This is a genomic window from Limnobacter sp. (assembly GCF_046297615.1).
In the GTDB taxonomy this organism is placed as follows: Bacteria; Pseudomonadota; Gammaproteobacteria; order Burkholderiales; family Burkholderiaceae_B; genus Limnobacter.
Genome location: NZ_JBKBHM010000003.1, coordinates 389032 through 405206, shown reverse-complemented (window position 1 = coordinate 405206; position 16175 = coordinate 389032). Strand labels below are relative to the sequence as shown.

The 16175-nt window shown below is 59.4% G+C and carries 13 protein-coding genes and 1 tRNA gene; 7 read left to right on the top strand and 7 right to left on the bottom strand.

The window, feature by feature from the left end; genetic code table 11:
• Positions 1-46 precede the first annotated feature (46 nt).
• The 3 genes from ACK4FF_RS08975 to ACK4FF_RS08965 form a co-directional block, all read right to left on the bottom strand.
• A complete protein-coding gene (locus tag ACK4FF_RS08975; RefSeq protein WP_409707663.1) occupies positions 47-919 on the bottom strand; it encodes an alpha/beta fold hydrolase in 873 nt (290 codons plus the stop codon).
• Positions 916-1998 (bottom strand): tRNA preQ1(34) S-adenosylmethionine ribosyltransferase-isomerase QueA, encoded by a 1083-nt coding sequence (gene queA, locus ACK4FF_RS08970; protein ID WP_409707899.1) that lies wholly within the window; start codon positions 1996-1998, stop codon positions 916-918. Before queA ends, ACK4FF_RS08975 begins: the two co-directional genes overlap by 4 nt.
• A gap of 11 nt (positions 1999-2009) precedes the next feature.
• Positions 2010-2096, bottom strand: a tRNA-Leu gene (locus ACK4FF_RS08965).
• A 198-nt stretch (positions 2097-2294) separates the two neighbouring features.
• Between ACK4FF_RS08965 and ACK4FF_RS08960 the strand changes: the two genes are divergently transcribed.
• Complete coding sequence (locus ACK4FF_RS08960) at positions 2295-3887, top strand: diguanylate cyclase domain-containing protein (RefSeq protein WP_409707660.1); 1593 nt, start codon at positions 2295-2297, stop codon at positions 3885-3887.
• On the opposite strand, the gene ACK4FF_RS08955 is transcribed toward ACK4FF_RS08960, so the two are convergent.
• Positions 3862-4188, bottom strand: a complete 327-nt coding sequence (locus ACK4FF_RS08955; RefSeq protein WP_409707657.1) for a CsbD family protein — start codon at positions 4186-4188, stop codon at positions 3862-3864. The two genes, ACK4FF_RS08960 and ACK4FF_RS08955, sit on opposite strands and share 26 nt — an antisense overlap.
• A 186-nt stretch (positions 4189-4374) precedes the next feature.
• Between ACK4FF_RS08955 and ACK4FF_RS08950 the strand changes: the two genes are divergently transcribed.
• Complete coding sequence (locus ACK4FF_RS08950; RefSeq protein WP_409707654.1) at positions 4375-5277, top strand: D-2-hydroxyacid dehydrogenase; 903 nt, start codon at positions 4375-4377, stop codon at positions 5275-5277.
• An 89-nt stretch (positions 5278-5366) separates the two neighbouring features.
• Positions 5367-6959 (top strand): DEAD/DEAH box helicase, encoded by a 1593-nt coding sequence (locus ACK4FF_RS08945; RefSeq protein ID WP_409707651.1) that lies wholly within the window; start codon positions 5367-5369, stop codon positions 6957-6959.
• A 1-nt stretch (position 6960) separates the two neighbouring features.
• Here the strand turns inward: ACK4FF_RS08945 and gluQRS are convergent, their stop codons facing one another.
• Both gluQRS and ACK4FF_RS08935 read right to left on the bottom strand, forming a co-directional pair.
• A complete protein-coding gene (gluQRS, locus tag ACK4FF_RS08940; protein ID WP_409707648.1) occupies positions 6961-7848 on the bottom strand; it encodes a tRNA glutamyl-Q(34) synthetase GluQRS in 888 nt (295 codons plus the stop codon).
• A 4-nt stretch (positions 7849-7852) separates the two neighbouring features.
• Positions 7853-8782, bottom strand: a complete 930-nt coding sequence (locus ACK4FF_RS08935) for a LysR substrate-binding domain-containing protein (RefSeq protein ID WP_409707645.1) — start codon at positions 8780-8782, stop codon at positions 7853-7855.
• Positions 8783-8878: 96 nt separating this feature from the next.
• On the opposite strand from ACK4FF_RS08935, the gene ACK4FF_RS08930 reads away from it, so the two are divergent.
• Positions 8879-9589 (top strand): pirin family protein, encoded by a 711-nt coding sequence (locus ACK4FF_RS08930; RefSeq protein WP_409707642.1) that lies wholly within the window; start codon positions 8879-8881, stop codon positions 9587-9589.
• A gap of 42 nt (positions 9590-9631) precedes the next feature.
• Positions 9632-10195: a flavodoxin family protein gene (locus tag ACK4FF_RS08925; RefSeq protein WP_409707639.1), complete on the top strand. Its 564-nt coding sequence runs from the start codon at positions 9632-9634 to the stop codon at positions 10193-10195.
• Here the strand turns inward: ACK4FF_RS08925 and ACK4FF_RS08920 are convergent.
• The gene (locus ACK4FF_RS08920) at positions 10189-10662 is read right to left on the bottom strand and encodes a hypothetical protein (RefSeq protein WP_409707636.1); all 474 of its coding nucleotides are present in this window, start codon (positions 10660-10662) and stop codon (positions 10189-10191) included. The two genes, ACK4FF_RS08925 and ACK4FF_RS08920, sit on opposite strands and share 7 nt — an antisense overlap.
• 120 nt (positions 10663-10782) lie before the next feature.
• On the opposite strand from ACK4FF_RS08920, the gene dnaE reads away from it, so the two are divergent.
• Both dnaE and msbA read left to right on the top strand, forming a co-directional pair.
• Positions 10783-14307 (top strand): DNA polymerase III subunit alpha, encoded by a 3525-nt coding sequence (dnaE, locus tag ACK4FF_RS08915; RefSeq protein ID WP_409707633.1) that lies wholly within the window; start codon positions 10783-10785, stop codon positions 14305-14307.
• A gap of 104 nt (positions 14308-14411) precedes the next feature.
• Complete coding sequence (gene msbA, locus ACK4FF_RS08910; protein WP_409707630.1) at positions 14412-16175, top strand: lipid A export permease/ATP-binding protein MsbA; 1764 nt, start codon at positions 14412-14414, stop codon at positions 16173-16175.

Below are 16175 nucleotides of genomic sequence, written 5' to 3'. Positions count from 1 at the left end.
CCCCGCTGAATTCAGCGGGGTTTTTTGTTGCCTCAAGGTAACCGGCTCAGGCCTTTGTGAATTCCAGCAGCTTGTGCAACACCAGTTCGGTTTTTTCCATGGGCAGGAAATGCGTGGCGCCGTCGATCAGTTCGATGCGGGCTTGGGGCAAGTGGCGTTGAATCCGCGCATGGCCTGCTTGGGGGCAGGTGGATTCGCGCGTGCCCGCCAAAATCAGCACCGGGCATTTCAGGCCGTTCAACCAACGCAGGGCATTGTGTTCGGTGTGCCGGAAGGTCATCGCCTCCCACGCGCCGGGGCAGGCCAGCTCGACACCGCCTTCTGCACTGTCTACAAAGCCGTGTTCCACGTAACTGTCCAGCCACCCTTCGCCCCAACCTGCAAATGCCCTTTTGCCTTGGTAGGCAGACAGCACCGCTTCCCGGTTGGGGAACTGGTTGCGCCGCCGCTGTGCGCCAGCGGCCAAGGGAAACCGGTGGGCTTGCCCGGCCAGTTGAATGGCCCGCATCAGCCAGCCTTGGCTTGCACTGATCAACACGGGCTCCACCAGCACCAAGCCTTTAACCTTCTCGGGCCGCAGGCTGGCTGCCACCAGGCTGGTGGTGGCCCCTACTGAATGGCCAGCCAGCCAAACAGGTTCGGGGCATTGGTCCAGCAAGGCAGCCATGTCCTGGTAATACGTGCGCCAGCCTTTGAAGTTGGCCGCGTTACCCGCTGCCCGGCTGTGGCCGTGGCCACGCATGTCCCAGCTCCACACCGGCATGCGTTGCGCCAGCGGGGCCAGCAGTGGGGCATACGTTAACCCACTGAAACCGTTGGCATGGGCCCAGTGCAATGCAGGCGTTTGCCCCTGAGGTTGCCAGCCGTGTACTGCGATCGAGGTTTGGTCGTTGGCAGTGAATTGAAAGGTGTGGGTCATGCGCAGGTTCGTTCAAGCCACATGGCATCGCCATAACTGAAGAACCTGTATTGTTGCGCAATCGCTTCCTGATATGCGGACAAGATCCGCGACTTGCCGCTGAATGCCGACACCAGCATCAGCAGCGTGCTTTTGGGCAGGTGAAAATTGGTGATCAGGCAGTCGGCGGTGCGAAATGCGTGGCCGGGTTTGATGAAAATCTGGGTGTCGCCTGCATAACCCTGTTCCGCAAACTGTCCCGCTTTCAGGCGGCCGTCAGCAGTGTTCAGGTCGCAGCCTGTGTCTTGTGCCCACGCTTCCAGCGCTCGCAGGCTGGTGGTGCCCACCGCCACAATACGGTGGCCCGCTTCCTTGCAGGCCAACAAAGTGCGCACAGTGCTGCCCTGGATGGAAAAGCGTTCGCTGTGCATCACGTGCTGGTCCACATCGTCTGTTTTCACGGGCAAAAACGTGCCTGCGCCCACATGCAGGGTCAGTTCGGTCACGTGCACGCCCCGTGCCCGCAAGTCATCCAGCAAGGCGTCGGTGAAATGCAGGCCAGCAGTGGGCGCAGCCACCGCACCGGGTTCTTGGGCGAACACGGTTTGGTAGCGCTCTTCGTCCTGCTCGGTGGCTTCGTGGGCAATGTACGGGGGCAGGGGAATGGAGCCACAGTGGTCCAGCAGCGCCAGAATGTCGGGGGCTTGGCTGTCCAGTTCCACGGTGTACATCATGTCGTGCTTGGAAAGCACGGTGCCCCTGGCCACGCCACCCAGTACAATTTCGCCACCGGGTTTGGGGGCTTTGCTCGCGCGGATCATGGCGGTGAATCGCCGGTCATCCAGGATGCGTTCCAGCATCACCTCAATCTTCCCGCCTGTGGCTTTTTCGCCGGGCATGCGTGCTTTCAGCACCCGGGTGTTGTTGATGACGAGCACATCGCCGGGCTGCAACTGTTGGGTGATGTCGGAGAATTGCAGGTGCTTGAATTCACCCGCTTTGGGGCAAACCAACAGGCGAGACTGGCCGCGCACTTCAGGAGGGTGCTGGGCAATCAGATGTTCGGGAAGGTGAAAATCGAATTCGGACAGCTTCATGATGTCCAGGGAAATGGTGCCGAGGGCGGGAATCGAACCCGCACGATATCACTACCACCGGATTTTGAGTCCGGCGCGTCTACCAATTCCGCCACCTCGGCAAGAACGCGGATTATGTCAAAAATTTGGCCTCTCCGCACAGCCAGTGCCCAAAACTGCGATTTATTTTCGTTTTTTGGGCGAGGTCTGCCCCTCTCGTGGTATTGGGCCAACGTTGCAGCGCACCCATACTTTCGGGGTCAGCACGGTGAGTGTGACTTCTCGGGGGTGTTCCAGTGTCATTCAAATGGAAATGGCTGTTGACCACGTTTCTGGCCCAGGTGTGCCTGGGCGTGGTGTTTGCGGCCATTCAATTCGTGCACATGAGCCGGGTGGCCATTGAAGACCTGGCCGTGCCCAAGTTCGAGCTGGAGCAGGAATTGGTGCGTCTGCATTCCACGGCTCCGCGCGAAGTTCAGAACACACTGATGTCGATTGCCCGCAACTTTCACAGCCGGTACAGGCCGCTGGGCATTTGGGTGGAGGATGAAGGCCGCCGAACCCTCACCTATGGCGAGATGTTTGCCGGTGGGCACACGGCCCAAGTGCAGGTGCCAGCCGACCTGCGCGCCAGCTTTGATTTGCCACGTTCCAAGCAGCGTCTGTATGTGGTGTTCAACCCCGAGGAGGTGTATGCGCAGCGCAATGACATGGTTGAGTTTGTCATGGGCATTTTTGCACTCAGTTCCGTGGCCTGCAGCCTCATTCTGCTTGGGCTGAGCCGTGCGCTGAGCGCGCGGCTGGAGGATTTGCGTCAAAAGGCGATGGCCTTGCAGGCGGGGCGTATTGAGTCGCGGATTGCGGTGGTGGGGCGCGATGAAATTTCTGATTTGGGTTCGGCCTTCAACCGCATGGCCGAGGCGATTGGTGCCCAAATGGAAGCCATGGAGCGCAGTCATGCGGCCTCTGTGGCCGAGAAAAACCGATTGGACCTCTTGTTGTCTTCCTTGGGCAGTGGCGTCGCCTACTTGGGTGAAAACTTCACGGTGTTGTATGTGAATAAAGCCTTGGCCCAAATGCTGCGGCTGCCATTTCCTTACAACGAGACCCCGCGCCTGGAAACCCTCTTGATGAGCGCCGGTTTGGTGGCTGACCAGGCCCCCCTGTTGCGCGACCTCATCACCGACTATTTCGGCCATCACAAAGTGCCGATCGAACTGGATTTTGACGAAGGCCGTGTGTTGCAGTTTCGCTTCGTGATTTACAGCGACCAAGGCCAGGGCCCCCATGGTGTGCTGATCGCTGAGGATGTGAGCATCCGCAAAAATGTCGAGGACTTGCGCAACGAAGTGGAACGCGACCCGCTGACTGAAGTGCTGAACCGCAGAGGGTTTGATTTGACGCTTCAGGCCCGCGTGTCCCGCACGTTGCCGGGCGAGCAACTGGGCCTGTTGTTTCTGGACTTGGATGGGTTCAAGTCAGTCAATGACACCTTGGGCCACAAGGCGGGCGACCAGGTGTTGAAAACCGCAGCGGTGTTGCTCAAAGGGGCCACCCGCAATTCCGACAGCGTGGCCCGCTTGGGGGGCGATGAGTTTGCTGTCATCATGACCCGCTGCAATCCGCAGTTGCTCACGAATGTGGCCAACCGAATCATTGAGTCGTTTGCCAACGACAAACACCTGAACCGCCTGCGCACCAACCATGGGTTGGTGGTCACCTGCAGCGTGGGCGGGGCCATTTACCCACAACACGCCAACAACATTGCCGGGTTGATGGAATTGGCCGACACCTTGATGTATCAGGCCAAGAAGTCGGGCAAGAACTGCCACCGCATTGCGCCTTCGCCTGAACACCCCTACATTCGAAGCGGGCCTGCCGCTGCCCTTACTTCAACAACTGGTGAATCTTGATCAGTGTGGCTTCCAGTTTGTTGCCGGCTTCGCGCACGGTGGACTGGGCTTTCACATTGGTTTGGGCAAAGGTCTGGTTGATGTCTTTCACCAGTTTCTTGGCGCCTTTGCGGCTTTGCTTCACCACTTCCTGACTCACCCCTTTGGCCACGGCTTTGGCGTTTTCGGTGGCGTCTTGAGTCACGCCCTTGATTTTCTGCATCTGGCCTTCACGCGCCAGGTTGCGGTTACCGGTGAGTTCACCCAGCTTTTGCTTGGTCACGCCCATGGCCATGTTCAACTTGCCTTCGTATTTTTTCATCCTCTCATCTCCGTGCTGGGCGTCGGTCTGCACCCTCCAGTTCAATGTGCCTGTGTTTCATGGAAAACACCAGTGGATCGTGTCGCGTAAAAGCCATTAGCCTTGAGGCCTTGTGTCGCCGAGGCGGCAGTACCTGGCTGTTGAAGGGAGCAGGCTTTGAAAATCGTTTGGTTAGAGAAAGACAGCATGAGGGTGCCATTGCCACGGCCCCAAACGGCCAATGAGTGGATTGAGTACGCCTACACCGGCGCAGGCGAAGTGATCGACCGTGTGCGCGAGGCGCAGGTGTTGCTGGTGAACAAATGCCGAATCACCGCGGAAGTGATGGACCAGGCGCCGGGACTGAAGATGATTCAGTTGATGGCCACCGGCATGGACAATGTGGACCAAGTGGCCGCCCGCGAGCGGGGCATTGTGGTGCGCAATGTGGTGAACTACGGGCCCGATGCGGTGGCTGAGCATGCCATGGCCTGTGTGCTGCAATTGACCCGCCGTGTGCCGGAGTGGCAGGGCCTTGTGAACGCGGGGCAGTGGAGCAAGTCCCGCTTTTTCTGCATGCACGACTTCCCCATGCGCAGCTTGAAGTCCATGACTTTGGGTGTGCTGGGTAACGGGGCCATTGGTGACCATGTGGCCCAATTCGCCCGCGCTTTTGGCATGGCGGTGATTCGGGTGGAGCGACGCGACGCCACGGAGGTTCGCCCAGGCTATGTGGCATTCCAGGAGGCCTTGGCCCGCTGCGATGTACTGAGCCTGCATTGCCCCTTGAATGACCAGACCCGTGGCTTGATGGGGGCGGCAGAGTTCGCTGCCATGAAGCCCGGTGCCATTCTGGTGAACACGGCCCGGGGTGCGCTGGTGCAGTTTGATGCCCTGAAGGCGTCGCTGGACAGTGGCCACTTGGGCGGGGCCGCCATCGATGTGCTTGAGATTGAGCCCCCACCAGCCGATCACCCCATGTTGACTTGGTCTCACCCGCGTTGCATCGTCACCCCCCACATTGCCTGGGCCACATTGGAGGCCCAAGCCAACCTCGCGTCCATAGCCATGAGGCAGGTGGAGGAGTTCATGCGAGGGGTGTCGCAATAAACAAACAGTTCAGAGGGGCTGGGGGCCGCCAAAGGCGATTTGGTGGCTCTGCATAAAAAATAAGCACCCAGCGGGTTTACAATGCGCGCATGAGTCAAGAAACCCCCCCCGCAAGCATCCCCGTTCTGGCTGACGACGCTGAACTGGCCAAAGTCACGTTCGCCGATTTTGGCCTGCACCCCACTATTCAGAAGGCCATTGATGAACAGGGCTACGTCAAGCCCACGCCGATTCAGGCCAAAGCCATTCCTGTGGTGCTGACCGGTGTGGACGTGATGGGTGCGGCCCAAACCGGGACGGGTAAAACAGCGGGCTTCTCGCTGCCCATTCTGAACCGCTTGATGCCCTTGGCCACCGACAGCACATCGCCAGCCCGTCACCCGGTGCGTGCCCTCATGCTGGCGCCCACCCGTGAACTGGCTGACCAAGTGGCCAGCAATGTGAACACCTACGCCAAGTACACGCCCCTGCGCAGCACCATGATTTACGGGGGCGTGGACATGAACCCCCAGATTCAGGCCTTGCGCCGTGGTGTGGAAATCGTGATTGCCACACCGGGCCGCCTGCTGGACCACGTGCAGCAAAAAACCATTAACCTGAGCCAGGTTCAGGTGTTGGTGCTGGATGAAGCGGACCGCATGCTGGACATGGGCTTTTTGCCCGATTTGCAGCGCATCATCAACCTGCTGCCCAAAACCCGCCAGAACCTGATGTTCTCGGCCACGTTTTCGCCGGAAATCCAGAAGCTTGCCAAAAGCTTCATGAACAAGCCGACCCTGATTGAGGTGGCCCGCCGCAATGCCACCTCCGAGAATATCGCCCAAGTGATGTTCGCGCTGGACAGCGAGGAAGACAAGCGCGCTGCGGTGTGCCACCTCATCCGCAGCAAAGACTTGAAACAGGTCATCGTGTTTTCCAACACCAAGCTGGGCACTGCCCGCCTGGCACGCCATCTGGAGCGTGAGGGTGTGTCGGCCACAGCCATTCATGGTGACAAGTCGCAACTGGAACGCATGAAGGCACTGGATGCCTTCAAGGCCGGTGAGGTGCATGTACTGGTGGCCACTGACGTGGCGGCCCGTGGCCTGGACATTCCCGAGTTGCCCTGCGTCATTAACTACGACTTGCCGACCACCCCTGAGGACTATGTTCACCGCATTGGCCGAACAGGGCGCGCCGGGGCCAAGGGCACGGCGTATTCCTTCATGGTCAAGAGCAATGACCGTGTACTCAAGGACATTGAAAAGCTGATCAACAAGTCGTTCGAGCGGCAAGAGCTGGAGGGCTTCAACCCCAACGCACGCGCATTCAGCGCTGCGCCCACAGCCCGTGCGCCACGTGAGCGTGAACGCACCGAGCGTGACCCGGCTGCCATTGAGCAGCAGCGCGAGCGCCGCCAAACCCGCGAAGCCCGTGAAAGCACCGGCCGCGCTTACCAGGGCGCCCGCTACGACGAGAAAGCCACCATTCACCGCGATGCGGAATACGAGCGTTTGCGGGCCAAACTGGCGCAAACCCGTGTTCGTGATTCCCTGTTCGACGCGCCCTATGTCGAAAAGCCCAACGAGGCCGATCAGCCTGCTGCGGATTCAGCGGGTGTGTCGGGCGCACCTGCGGCCCGCAAAGGCAAGAACACTGCACCAGTGGCGTTTTTGCTGGGTGGCCAGCGCCGCTCCTCTTGAGTCAAACGGCCGGGTGCCTGTGGGCTGCCCGGTAATTCGCCCAAATGGGCACCGCCTTTTGCAACCAACCGGTCAGGCTCAGCCCTGCGCCCAAGGCGGGCATTCCAAAATGTGACCACACGTGGGCCAGATTGTCCAAGGGGCATTGGCAATCCAGCGCTTGCGCCCCAGTTTGTTTGGACAATTTTTGGCCATCTTCAGCCAGAATCACCGGCAAATGAAAGTACCGTGGTTCAGGCCAGCCCATGGCCCTGTACACAGCCACCTGTCGGCCTGTGGTGTCGGTCAGGTCTTCCCCGCGAACCACATCCGTTACCCCGGCCAAGGCGTCATCCACCACCACCACCCAGTGGTACGCCCAGTGCCCATCCCCCCGTTTCAACACAAAATCACCGCTGGTGTGGTTCAAGTCCTCAGCTTGGGGGCCTAGCCGCCAGTCCGTCCACACCACAGGCGTTTCCGGCACCCGCAGGCGCAAGGCCCGGGCGGTGCGCCCCTTCGGCATGCCATGCCGGCAGGTGCCCGGGTACACCCGGTTGTCGCCAAACGCACGGTGCTGGTTGGCGGCGTCCAATTCCTTGCGGGTGCATGCACAGGGGTACACTGCGCCCGCATGCAGCAAGTGTTCAAGGGTGTGGTCGTACACGTCGTGGCGTTGGCTTTGTGTCCAGATTGGCTCGTCGGGGTGCAAGCCGTGCGCATGCAATGCCTGAAGAATGGCGCTGGTGTGCTCTGGCTTGCAACGCTCTGGGTCAATGTCTTCAATGCGAACCAGCCAACGGCCCTGGTGCACTTGCGCGTCCAGCCAACTGCCCAGTGCTGTGGCCAGCGAGCCTAGGTGCAGTGGCCCGGTGGGGGAGGGCGCAAAGCGCCCAACATAGGCCGACACGGCTTCAGGCCCCGCCCAGCAGTTGCGGGGGTGGGCTGAAGTTCAACTTCAGTCGCCCCAGTTGGGCAATCCACCATTCCAAGGCTTTGCCGGAGTTGCCTTTGTGCCAGGCGCAGCACAGGGTGCCTTGGCGTTCCGGGTCTTCGGTCTGTTTCAGAATCAGACGGCCTTGCGCCACATGGTCTGCAATCAAATTCCAGGGCAGCCACCCGCACCCCAGCCCCGCCAGTTGGGCGTCCACTTTGGCCTTGAGGTTGGGCACCGTCAGCACGGCTTGCCCGGTTTGCAGGCCAAAGGTCATGGGCTTGAAGTTGCGCGAGGTGTCGCCAACGGCCACGGCGCGGTGTTGGCCGATGTCGTCTTTGCACAGCACCCCTTCCACTTTGGCCAAGGGGTGGTGCGGGGCCACCGCAAACAGGAAGGTGGAATGGCCGATGTTTTGAATGTTCAGGCCGGTGGCCATCGCAAACTGATTTTGGTCCAGCCGGCTGCCGATCAGCAGGTCGGCGCGGCCCGAATACAGGGCTTCCCAAGTGCCCGACAGCACTTCGGTGGAAAACCGCAGGCGCGTGGGGCAGCCCAGGCGGTCGAATTCTTCAATCCAGGGCATTAACTCTTCAAAGGGCATGATGGAGTCCAGCACGATGCGTAACTCCGCCTCCCAGCCACTGGCCACGGCTTTCACCCGCTTGGTCAGCGCTTCGCTGGATTCCAGCAGTTTGCGGCCTTCTTCCAGCAAAGCCCGCCCGGCGGGTGTCAGCTTGGCTTTGTGGCCTGAGCGGTCGTAAATCAGCACATCCAGTGATTCCTCCAGCTGGCGCAGCTGGTAGGTGATGGCCGACGGGGCCTTGTTCATGGCCGTGGCCGCCGCCGCAAAACTGCCTCGGGATTCGATCAGCTCAATCAGGGCCAGGCTTTCAAGGGGCAAAATCATGATTCAAAAAAACTGAACAAGATGCTCGAATTCTACCGGTTGTTGACCGGAAATCAAGTGCATAGACTGTACCCATCAACTCAACAGGAGAACAGCATGCTTCAAATCCGACGATCCAAAGAGCGCGGTCATGCAGACCATGGCTGGCTTCAGAGTTATCACAGCTTTTCTTTTTCAGAGTACTACGACCCCAAATTCATGGGTTTTGGGCCTTTGCGTGTCATCAATGAAGACTGGGTGGCCCCCCGCACGGGCTTTGGCACCCACGGTCATCGGGACATGGAAATCATCACCTACATGCTGGACGGCGAGTTGAGCCACCGCGACAGCTTGGGCGGTGGTTCCGCCATTCGGCCCAACCAGATCCAGCGCATGAGCGCCGGTTCGGGCATCCGCCACTCGGAGATGAATCACCACCCCTCCGACACGGCGCACCTGCTTCAAATCTGGATTGAGCCAGCCAAGCTGGGCGTTGACCCTGGCTACAAAGACCACGACCTGGATGTGTCCACCATCACCGGCCAGTTGGGCTTGATTGTGACGGGGGATGAGGCGCAGGCCCAGGCGCATGACATCGCCTTCATTCATCAGGATGCGCGGGTGTATGCCGGCCGCCTTAAGGCTCAAACCGTGAGCTTGGGCTTGGACCCGAGCCGCAAGGGTTACCTGCACCTGGCCCGTGGCCATGCCTTGGTGAACGGGCAAAGCCTGGAAACCGGCGATGCCTTGCTGATGGCCGAACAAACCGAACTGCGCATTGAAGTGCCGCAGGATGCCGAAGTGCTGTTTTTTGATCTGCCCGCCTGAGCGGGCGGCGCCGAACCTCAACCGAACACAGGAGCAATTGACATGACTCAAATCGCCATCGTTTACCACAGCGGCTACGGCCACACCGCCAAAGTGGCCCAATTTGTCCAGCAGGGTGTGGACAGTGTGGCTGGTGTCAAAAGCCATCTGATTTCCGTCACTGACGTGAACGACGCCACTTGGGCTTTGCTCAACGAAGTGGATGGCATTATTTTCGGCTCGCCCACCTACATGGGCGGCCCGTCCGGCCCATTCAAGGTGTGGGCCGACGCCTCCAGCAAAGCGTGGTTCACCCAGGCATGGAAGGACAAGGTGGCCGCAGGTTTCACCAACTCCATGTCCATGAGTGGCGACAAGCTGAGCACGCTTCAGTACTTTGTGACTTTGGCGATGCAGCAGGGCATGATTTGGGTGGGCAGCGACATTCCACCCACCCAAAAGCCGGGTGATGTGAACGAATTGAACCGCTTGGGTTCGTCCATCGGCGTGATGACCCAGTCAGACAACGCGCCAGCCGAGGTGACGCCACCTGCGGCCGACCTGGAAACCGCCCGCCGCTTGGGTGCACGGGTGGCGGCGGTGACCCAGAAGCTCAAAAGTCACTGATACAGTGCATTCCTGAATCTTTGGGGGATACAGCCCGGGTTGGTGCTGTTGATCGTCGAAAGAATAAATCCGAGGCCACCCGCAACGACAGAGCCGCCCACCAGTGCTGGCAAAATGAAATCCCCCACGGATGCGATTCCTCGGAACTGCTGGTGTCCGCTGCTTTCCAAAATGGCTAGCCCCAAGTAGTGAGCAGCCATAGCACTGGTGCTGGCAACACCCATTCGGGCTGCAAAGTAAGCGCCGTTCACTATAGCCGCCCAACCCGCAGGCATGGTTGGGTGCCCGTCATTCTCTTCAATGGCTTCTGCGACAGGTTGTCCACGCTCTATGTCTGCGCTGGTGGGCGTCCACTGAATCGTTGTAGGTGTGGATAGAGTTGGCATTGGTGGAATCTCCAAAAAGGTGATGAACTGGGGTGGAACGCTTAGAGTCAAATGCGTAAAGGATAATTGGGTGGTGTTCACACCTGACGAGTTCCTGCTGGGTCCTTTCTGGGTTGGCTCGCAAAACCCAAGTTTCGTCCAGCGCATCAATCTGCCCTGTAGATTCTCAAATCAGGAGGGGCATACGGGTAAAATGAAGCCATGAGCGCCACCCCTATCCCTGATCACCTTTTCGTTCACCTGCGCATGCACACCGAGTTTTCGGTGATTGATGGCACCGTGCGGGTGGGCGACGCCGTCAAGGCTGCGGTGCAGAACCGCATGCCCGCCCTGGCCATTTCTGATTTGGCCAACCTGTTCGGCCTCATCAAGTTTTATGGCAAGGCCCGCAAAGCCGGGGTTAAGCCGATTGCCGCGTGCGACGTGTGGATCGAAAGCGAGCGTGACGACGACATGCCCGCGCGCTGCCTGCTGCTGGTGATGAACCACGCCGGTTATCTGCAACTGTGCGAATTGCTCAGCCGCGCTTATTTGCAGAACCAGAGCCGGGACCGAGCGGTCATTCGCATGGCCTGGGTTCAGGAATTGAAATGCGATGGTTTGCTTTGCGTGTCTGGCTTCAAGCATTCCGACATTGGGCAGTATTTGCTTGCGGGCAACATGCCCAAGGCAGTCTCTTCGGCCCGCCAGTTTGAGCACCTGTTTCCCGGCCGGTTTTATCTGGAGCTGCAACGTGATGGCAGTGCCGAGGCCGAGCAGCTCACCCGATTAACGTGCCAGTTGGCCAGCGAGGTGCAACTGCCTGTGGTGGCCACTCACCCCATTCAGTTTCTGAAGCCAGACGATTTTCGCCCGCACGAGGCGAGGGTGTGCATTGCCCAAGGTGAAATGCTGTCCAACCCGCGCAGGGTTCGCCACTTCACCGAGCAGCAGTACTTCAAAAGCACCGAGGAAATGCTGGCGCTGTTTGCCGACATTCCTAGTGCCGTGCGCAACACGGTGCGTATTGCCCAGCGCTGCAACCTCACGCTTGAATTGGGCAAACCCCGTTTGCCGGATTTCCCCACGCCCGAGGGTATGACGCTGGCCGATTACCTCGTCCACCTGTCCAAAGAAGGGCTTGAGAAGCGCCTCGTCCACCTGTACCCCAACCCCGCCGACCGTGAGCGTGAGCGGCCTGCGTACGACGCCCGTCTGAAAATTGAATGCGACACCATTGTGTCCATGGGTTTTCCCGGCTACTTCCTGATCGTTCAGGACTTCATCAATTGGGGCAAGAACAATGGTGTGCCGGTGGGGCCTGGCCGGGGTTCCGGTGCAGGTTCGCTGGTGGCCTATGCCTTGGGCATCACCGATTTGGACCCTTTGCGGTATGACTTGCTGTTCGAGCGGTTTTTGAACCCCGAGCGGGTGTCCATGCCCGACTTCGACATCGACTTCTGCCAGGACAACCGCGACCGCGTCATCGACTACGTGAAACGCCGTTATGGGCGCGACGCCGTGAGCCAGATTGCCACCTTCGGTACCTTGGGCGCCAAGGCGGTGATCCGCGATGCCGGGCGTGTGCTGGACATGCCTTACAACTATTGCGATGGCCTGTCCAAGCTGATTCCGCAAACCCCCACCGACCCTTGGGACTTGGAGCGTGCCCTCAACGAGGAACCCACCTTCAAACAGCGGGTGGAGGAAGAGGATGAGGCCAAGGAAATCATCGCGGTGGCCCGGCCTCTGGAAGGCCTGACCCGCAACATTGGTATGCACGCCGGGGGCGTGTTGATCGCCCCGGGCAAACTCACGGACTTCTGCCCCCTGTATTGCGCCGAAGGCACTGACTCGGTGGTGTCGCAGTACGACAAGGACGACGTGGAGGCCGTGGGCCTGGTGAAGTTCGACTTCTTGGGTCTGCGCAACCTGACGATTCTGGACTGGGCGGTGCGGTGGATACGCGAAGGCTACGAAGACCAGCGCGATTTCCGCTTGGAAGACTTGCCGCTGGACGACCCGGCGGTCTATCAGTTGTTCTCGGCGGGCAACACCACGGCAGTGTTCCAGTCTGAATCCCGCTCCGCGAAGGACCTGGAAAAGAAACTCAAGCCTGACAACTTTGAAGACATCATCGCCTTGATGGCGCTGAACCGCCCCGGCCCTTTGGGCTCAGGCATGGTGGACGACTTCATTGCGCGTAAAAAAGAACAGAGCAAAACCGGCAAAGGCCGTTCGGAGTGGTACTTCCACCCCAACCTGGAAAATACGCTGAAGTCCACCTACGGTGTGATTGTGTACCAGGAGCAGGTGATGCTGGTGGCCCAGTTGTTGGCGGGCTACAGCCTGGGCGGCGCTGACTTGTTGCGCCGTGCGATGGGCAAGAAAAAGCCCGAGGAAATGGCCAAGCAGCGTGAAATTTTCACGACGGGCGCCACAGAGCGTGGGGTTGACCCGGCTTTGGCCAAGCAACTTTTCGACTTGATGGAAAAGTTCGCTGAATACGGGTTCAACAAATCGCACTCGGCCGCCTACGCCTTGGTGGCCTACCACACTGCGTGGTTGAAGGCCCATTACCCCGCCGAGTTCATGGCCGCATCCATGAGTTCGGACATGGACGACACCGACAAAGTCAAAGTGTTTGTCGAAGACGCGCTCACCATGTGTGAAGTGCCCGGCCGAAAGCCCGGCACCTTGCTCACCATGCTGGGGCCCGATGTGAATGCCTCGGATTACCGCTTTGCCGCCGTCAAAATGCCGGGTGACGTGAAAGCCAGCGCCATTCGCTATGGCTTGGGTGCCATCAAAGGCACAGGCCAAGCCGCCTGCGAAGCCATTGTGGCCGAGCGTAAAGCCAATGGTCCGTTTGAAAGCCTGCACGACTTCGTCAAGCGTGTGGACGGCAAGCAGATCAACCGCCGTGTGATGGAAGCCCTTATCCGCGCAGGCGCCTTCGATTCACTCCACCCCGACCGGGCCAAATTGCTGGCCAGCGCCGGGCAAGCCATGGAGTGGGCGGCCCAGCAACACGCCACCGCATCGCAGGTCAGCCTGTTCGGCGACGAGTTGGGGGGCGATGCGCCGCCGCCGCTGGTCGATGTGCCCGCGTGGAGTGAACGGGAAAAGCTGCAACAGGAAAAACTGGCGCTGGGTTATTACTTCAGCGGCCACCTGTTCAAAGCCGATGAGGACAAGGTGCGGCAGTTTGTGCGCCTGAAACTGAAGGACTTGTCGCCCAGCCGCGATGTGGTCTGGATGGCGGGCGTTATCAGCGGTGTGCGCACCATGATGACCCGCCGAGGCAAAATGGCGGTAGTGCTACTGGACGACGCCAGTGCGCAGGTTGAACTGTCCATTTTCAATGAGCAGTTTGAAGAACACCGCAACCTGCTGCGTGAAGATGCGCTGTTGGTGGTGCAGGGTAAAGTGTCCGAAGACAGCTACACCGGTGGTCTGCGTGTGTCGGTGGAAAATCTGTACAGCTTGGCTGATGCCCGGGCTCATTTCGTGAGCCGGCTGCATTTGCAGATGAATGGGCAGTCGGATGCCCAACGGCTGATGGACACCCTCAAGCCCTATCTCGACCCCGACCGTGGTTGCCCGGTTGAAATTCATTACCACAACAACCACGCTGCCTGCGTGGCCCAACTTGGCCTGGACTGGAAAGTGCGGCCGGAAGAAGACCTGCTGATTGAAATGCAGAATTGGCTGGGGCAGGGCAAGGCGCGGTGGGTGTTTGCTTGAGGGGTTTGGCCTGTCTGGGCCGAATGCCGGCTTGCAGTGCTTCAATCTGCCTTATGGCTTAGCCATCGGTTACACTTCGACTCACCCTGACTTCGAGAGTTCGAATGACCGAACCCGCCGCATTGTCCACCGGGGCGCTGTACAAGCGTCTGCTGGCTTACAGTCTCAAATACTGGCCGCTGTTGGCGGTTTCCCTGCTGACCTTGGTGCTCTCTGCGGTCACCGAGCCTTTGTTTGCTGCGCTCATGAAGCCGTTGATCGACGAGAACTTCGCAGCGCAGCGCAGCCAGACTGCCCAGTGGTTGCCCCTGATGATCATGGGCCTGTTTCTGGTTCGTGGTTTGTCCACGTACATCAACGAGTATTGCAGCGCCAAGCTGTCGGGCTTGGTGGTTCAAAACCTGCGCAGCGAGATGGTGGCGCGCATACTGCGTTTTCCCAGTGCCTATTTCGTGGCCAACCCGTCGGGGAAGGTTATCTCTACCGTGTCCACCAATGTGGACGCAGTCACCGAGGCGGGTTTCAACATCATTACTGTGGCTGTGCGTGATGGCGCTGTGGTGCTGGGCTTGCTGGGCATGCTGCTCTACACCAACTGGAAGTTGACGCTAATCTGTTTTGCCATCATCCCGATGATTGCCATTGGCGTGACGGTCGCCGCCAAGCGCCTGAATCGCTTTGCCCACAAAAGCCAGGACTCCCACGCCGAGCTGGTGCAAAGCATTAATGAAGCGGTTCAAGCCCAGAAAATCATCAAGGTGTACGGTGCGCAACAACTGGAGGCCGACCGCTTCAGCCACAGCGCCGAGGAAATCCGCAAAGCCCGCGTCAAGCTGATTTCCACCAGCGCAGCCAACTCCGCCGTGGTGCAATGGTTGCTGGCCGCGGCCGTGGCCTTTGTGGTGTACTTCGCGGGCCAAATGGCCGATGAGCGCACCATGACCGCAGGTGATTTTGCGTCGTTCATGACCGCCATGATGATGCTGCTCACCCCAGTCAAGCGCCTGACCAGCATCAACCAGCAATTGCAGCGCGGCTTGGCTGCCGCAGAAAATGTATTCCGCCTGATGGATGAGCCCATTGAGCAGGACAGCGGTGCCCATCGCCCACAGCGCGCCACAGGGTTGATCGAGTTCGATTCAGTGGGCCTCACTTACCCCGGTCAAGCTGAGCCAGCACTTCAGAACATCTCTTTCACCGCACAGCCCGGCCAAACCGTGGGCATCGTCGGCATGTCGGGTGGGGGCAAGTCTACGCTGATCAACCTCATTCCCCGGTTCATGGATGTGACGGCGGGCGCCTTGCGCGTTGACGGGGTGGATGTGCGTGAATGGTCTCTGGATGCCTTGCGCCGTCAGATTGCGGTGGTGACGCAGGAAAGCCATTTGCTCAATGACACCGTGCGCAACAACATCGCCTATGGTGAATTGCGCGAGGCCAGCGACGAGGCGATTCTGGAAGCCGCCCGCATGGCCAGCGCCTTGCCCTTCATTGAAAAACTCGATCAAGGTTTGAACACCGTGCTGGGCGACAACGGTCAACGCCTGTCAGGCGGACAGCGCCAGCGTATTTCAATTGCCCGTGCCTTCTTGAAAAATGCCCCGATTCTCATTCTGGACGAGGCCACCTCTGCGCTTGATTCTGAAGCCGAGCGTGAAGTGCAGGAAGACATGGAGCGCCTGCGGCATGGCCGAACCACCTTGGTGATTGCTCACCGTCTGTCCACCTTGGTCACCGCCGATTTCATCGTGGTCATCGACCAGGGGCAGATCATTGAACAGGGCACCCACGAGCAATTGCTGGACTTGCAGGGCAAGTACCACTACCTGTATTCGATACAGACTCAGACCGTGCCGGGGATGCAGTAG